The sequence below is a fragment of the Ensifer sp. 2TAB8 genome (genome assembly GCF_052115125.1).
GTDB lineage: Bacteria > Pseudomonadota > Alphaproteobacteria > Rhizobiales > Rhizobiaceae > Ensifer.
This window is the reverse complement of record NZ_JBFRGB010000055.1, coordinates 1-4353: the sequence shown is the minus strand read 5'-3', so window position 1 is coordinate 4353 and position 4353 is coordinate 1. Positions and strand designations below refer to the sequence as shown.

The window sequence follows — 4353 nt, the reverse complement described above, 5'->3', positions numbered from 1 at the left end:
CTCGATGCGATCAGATGGCTCGTGTTGCCGAGCACCTGCCAATCGGCGCGCACGCGGCCCGATTTGTCGAGTTCGTCGCTTGCCAGCCGAAGCGTATCGACGAAGAGGGCGAAAGCCGAAAGTGTGAACGACCGGGCGAGAACGAAGCCGATCTTGAGGCGGGTCGTCGCATGTGCGCTGGATTTTATGGTCATCGTCATTGAAAACCTATCGGGCAGTCCGCATCCTCGTCACCGAGCGCGGGCGGTTCGTGGTAGTCGAGGGGTTCTTCAACCTCACTCTGCGATCCTTCGTCCACGTAGCGGTCAGCGAGCGGTTCATCCCTCGCGTCCGGCTCGAAATTCCTGCAATCGGATCACCGAGTTTATCCCGAGCCAGGCAAAAGGCTCTGGCGGAAGCCGGCTAGGGCCTCGCTGATCCATGTATTCTTCGAGTTCCGGTGACACCGTCCCCGTCGCGAGGTCGGCGACCATCATGCCGGCAAGGGTGCTCTTGACGGTACCAAGCCCATTTTCGCAGCAGGCGGAAAAGAGCCCATCATCGATCTCGCCAAATGCCGGCACGTGATTGAGGCTGAGGCAGAGGCGGCCAGCCCAGCTGTAATCGAAGGGTATTTCCTTGAGGTCAGGAAATCTCGCGTCCAGCGAGCGTCGGTGCGCTTGCGCCATTTTCGAGATGCGATGTTGCGTCAGTGTGACCGTCGTGTCGTAGGTATACTTGGTGCGGATAACGATGCGCGATTGGCCACCGGATGTGATTTTGCGCACGGTAGCCCCCATGGCGTCGGCTGGGAGCAAGGCCCAGCGATCCCGACCGGAAGCTCTGTGCCCGAGATCGTCGGCTGGAAACGGTGCCGTCATCGAGGCGTAGGCGAAGATGTGCATCAGCCGCCTGCCAAAATGCCCGAAATCTTCTACATGGCCGTTGACCCCCAGGATGACCTTGGGAGCGCTGACCGTTCCGCGTGCCGCCGACGCTGTCCAGATTCCGTTGTCGCGCCTAAGTGACGTCACGGGAGACCGTTCGAAGAAATCGACATGATGCGAAAGGCCGGCAGCGAACTGGCGCACGTAGTCCGCCGGCTGGATGAGCACCGAACCGGGTGTGTAGAGGCCACCGAGGTAGTAGTTCGACCCGGTTATCTCCCGCATGTCGGAGGCGTCGAGGTAGGCGTGCTTTTCGCCCGCATGGCCGAGCGACTGGCCGAAACTCCTATTGAGCTTCATGCCGCGCGCCGTCGCGGCAGCATTGATCTTGCCGGCGGGATCGAACGTCTCGTGCGACATTCCGTAGGCTTCCGCCGCTCGCCTGGCGAATTCGATGGCGTAACGGTTCTGGGCCATTTCCCGGCGCGTGATGTCAGCGGTCCCGCTGGAATACTCGCTGGATGACAGGTTGTGCGGAACGTCGATCATGTAGCCGGAGTTCCGACCCGATGTGCCCTTGCCAACTTCACTCGCCTCGAGAATGACGATCTTGTCATCGGGGTGCAGTTGCAGCAGGCGGCGTGCTGCCGAAAGCCCGGCAAAGCCGGCTCCGATGATCAGCCAGTCTGCGCTCACATTTTCGTCGAGAGCCCGGACCGGAAACAAACGTTGACTGATTGCCTCCCAGCCCGAAATGCCATTTTCGACCGGCAAGCGTTTGACGGGCCGTGTAATCATCGGATCGTCTCGCTCATCAATTGAAGGCGCAACGTGCCGGTCCCGAAGGTACGCCAGTGAACGCCCGTCGTTGTTGCCCCGTGCTTGGTTGCGATCATTCGCTCACGCATGGCTGGTTCCCGAGGTGATCTGGGCGACGGTATGCTTCAACGTGGCGATGATCGTCTCGAGCGCTTGTTTTTCTTCGGCGCTAAGCGGGCCGAGTGGCGCTCTGACCGGCCCAGCCGGCAGGCCCGCCAGTTCGCAGCCGTATTTGATCGACTGGACGAACTTCCCGCATTCAAGAAAATCCATGAGTGGCAGCATCGCCGTCATGATCGCCCGCCCCTTGTCGAAGTTCTTCTCGACGACACAGGCCTGATAGAGGGCGACATGTTCCTTCGGCAGAAAGTTGGAGCCGGCGCAGACCCAACTCCTTGCACCCCAGGCGAAGAATTCGAGTGCCTGATCGTCCCAGCCGCAGGAGAGCGCGATTTGAGGATACTTCCTGGCCAAAAGGTGCAGATTGGCCATGTCGCCGGAACTCTCCTTGATGGCCACGATGTTTCTGGATGCGCTTACGCGCGAGAAATACGCGTCCCCCATCATCACGCCCATGCGGGCCGGATAGTTGTAGAGCATGATCGGGAGGTCGGCCGCCCGGTCCACCGTTAAAGCGTGGACCGCGTTCTCCTCCTCCGTCGGCAATGCGTAAGGTGGCGATGATACGAGAATGGCGTCGGCGCCGATCTCTTTGGCCGCCTTGGCGAACGCCACGGAGTCTTCCGTTCTCGTGGCACCCGTCCCGACGATGAGCGGCAGCCGTGAGCCGACAATTTCCTTGGCGTGGGCGGCAAGGTCGAACCGTTCCTGGGCGCGCTGGGCATAATATTCGCCGGTAGATCCGCCAATTATGATGCCGTGAACTCCAGCTTCGACAAGGGTTTCGAGCACCGCTGCAAAACCCTTGCGGTCGATTTGCCCGTCGTGCCCGATCGGTGTGATGGCTGGAGTATAGATACCTTCGAACTTCATGACGTATTCTCCATCGATGGGGCCGGAGATCGGACGCGCGGTTTCGCCGCGGGCGACGTCTGGCCCTGCTTCCTGGGGTTTCGTGGATAGGTCTACCGCCGCTCAGTGCGGCGTGACGACCGCCGCTGCCAGCCGCTTCAGATCGACGACACCGACAGGCATTCCGGCAGCATCGACCACCACCAGATCCTTGGCATCCTTGTGCGCCAGGATCTTAAGTGCGGCTTCGATCGTGCTTCCCTTGCTCAGCGTCGCGCCATTGACGGCGTGATCCGCAGCGACGGGTGCCATGACGGCCTCGACATGAACGACCCGGCCACGGTTCACCTCCTTGACGAAGTTGGCGATATATTCGTCGGCGGGCCTGAGAACGATGTCCTGACTGGTGCCTTGCTGGATGACTTCCCCATCGCGCAGCACGGCGATCTGGTCGCCCAATCGCAACGCTTCGTCGAGGTCATGGGTGATGAAGACGATGGTCTTCTTGATCTCCTTCTGCAGATCGAGAAGAACCGTCTGCATGTCCATGCGGATCAGTGGGTCAAGGGCCGAATAGGCCTCGTCCATCAGCAGCACCGGTGCGTCGTTGGCAAGTGCACGCGCGAGGCCAACACGCTGCTGCATGCCGCCCGAGAGCTGATTAGGATATTTGTCTTCAAAGCCCTTGAGCCCCACACGCTCGATCCATCGCATGGCGATGTCGACACCCTTCGCGCGCTCGAGGCCCTGAACCTCAAGGCCATAAAGTGTGTTGTCGAGCACGTTGCGATGGGGCAGCAGCGCGAACTTCTGGAACACCATGGCCGTCTGGTGCCGTCGGAACTCGCGCAGTTCGGCTTCGTTCATCTTCACGACGTCGATGCCGTCGACGAGCACTTCGCCGGCCGTCGGATCGATCAGGCGGTTGATGTGCCGTATGAGGGTCGATTTGCCCGACCCCGACAGGCCCATGATTACCTGGATGCAGCCGGAGGGGATTTCGATGTTGATATCCCGCAGCCCAAGGACATGTCCGTGCCGCTCGTTGAGTTCTGTCTTCGTCAGCCCCTTGCGCACTGCATCGACATGGGCCGCGGCGTCCGGGCCGAAGATCTTGTAGAGGTGGCGGATCTTGATGCCGCCGAAAGCGTGATCAGCCATGGACGATCTCCCGATGCTTCTGCAGTCTCTCGCCATAGGCCTGGCTGACCCGATCGAAGATGATCGCAATGCCGACGATCGCAAGGCCGTTGAAAATGCCGAGGGTAAAGTACTGGTTGGCAATCGCCTTCAGCACCGGCTGACCGAGACCTTGAACACCGATCATCGAGGCGATGACCACCATGGCGAGTGCCATCATGATTGTCTGGTTGATCCCGGCCATGATCGTCGGCAAGGCGAGTGGCAGTTGCACGTTCTTGAGCTTCTGCCAGCCCGACGAACCGAAGGCATCGGCAGCCTCCAGCACATCCTTGTCGACGAGGCGGATGCCGAGATTGGTGAGCCGGATCATCGGCGGGATGGCGTAGATGACGACGGCGATCAGGCCCGGCACCTTGCCGATGCCAAGCAGCATGACGACCGGGATCAGATAGACGAAACTCGGCATGGTCTGCATCACGTCGAGGATCGGATTGACGATATTCTGGAAGCGATCCGAACGGGACATGACGATGCCGATCGGAATGCCGATGGC

4 protein-coding genes and 1 pseudogene are annotated in these 4353 nt (G+C 60.4%); all 5 read right to left on the bottom strand.

The features are described from left to right. Positions 1–200: pseudogene (locus tag AB4Z53_RS35145) on the bottom strand (GlxA family transcriptional regulator); the annotation flags it as partial. A gap of 117 nt (positions 201–317) precedes the next feature. Beyond that, positions 318–1664 carry an NAD(P)/FAD-dependent oxidoreductase gene (locus AB4Z53_RS35140; RefSeq protein WP_441600028.1) on the bottom strand — a complete coding sequence of 449 codons (1347 nt, stop codon included), beginning with the start codon at positions 1662–1664 and terminating at the stop codon, positions 318–320. A gap of 102 nt (positions 1665–1766) precedes the next feature. After that, on the bottom strand, positions 1767–2678 hold the full coding sequence (locus AB4Z53_RS35135) for a dihydrodipicolinate synthase family protein (RefSeq protein ID WP_441600026.1): 912 nt from the start codon (positions 2676–2678) through the stop codon (positions 1767–1769). Positions 2679–2780: 102 nt separating this feature from the next. Beyond that, positions 2781–3818, bottom strand: a complete 1038-nt coding sequence (locus tag AB4Z53_RS35130) for a quaternary amine ABC transporter ATP-binding protein (RefSeq protein WP_441600024.1) — start codon at positions 3816–3818, stop codon at positions 2781–2783. Continuing rightward, positions 3811–4353 (bottom strand): ABC transporter permease (locus tag AB4Z53_RS35125; RefSeq protein WP_441600022.1); only part of this gene is annotated, 543 nt, incomplete at its 5' end. The genes AB4Z53_RS35130 and AB4Z53_RS35125, both read right to left, overlap by 8 nt.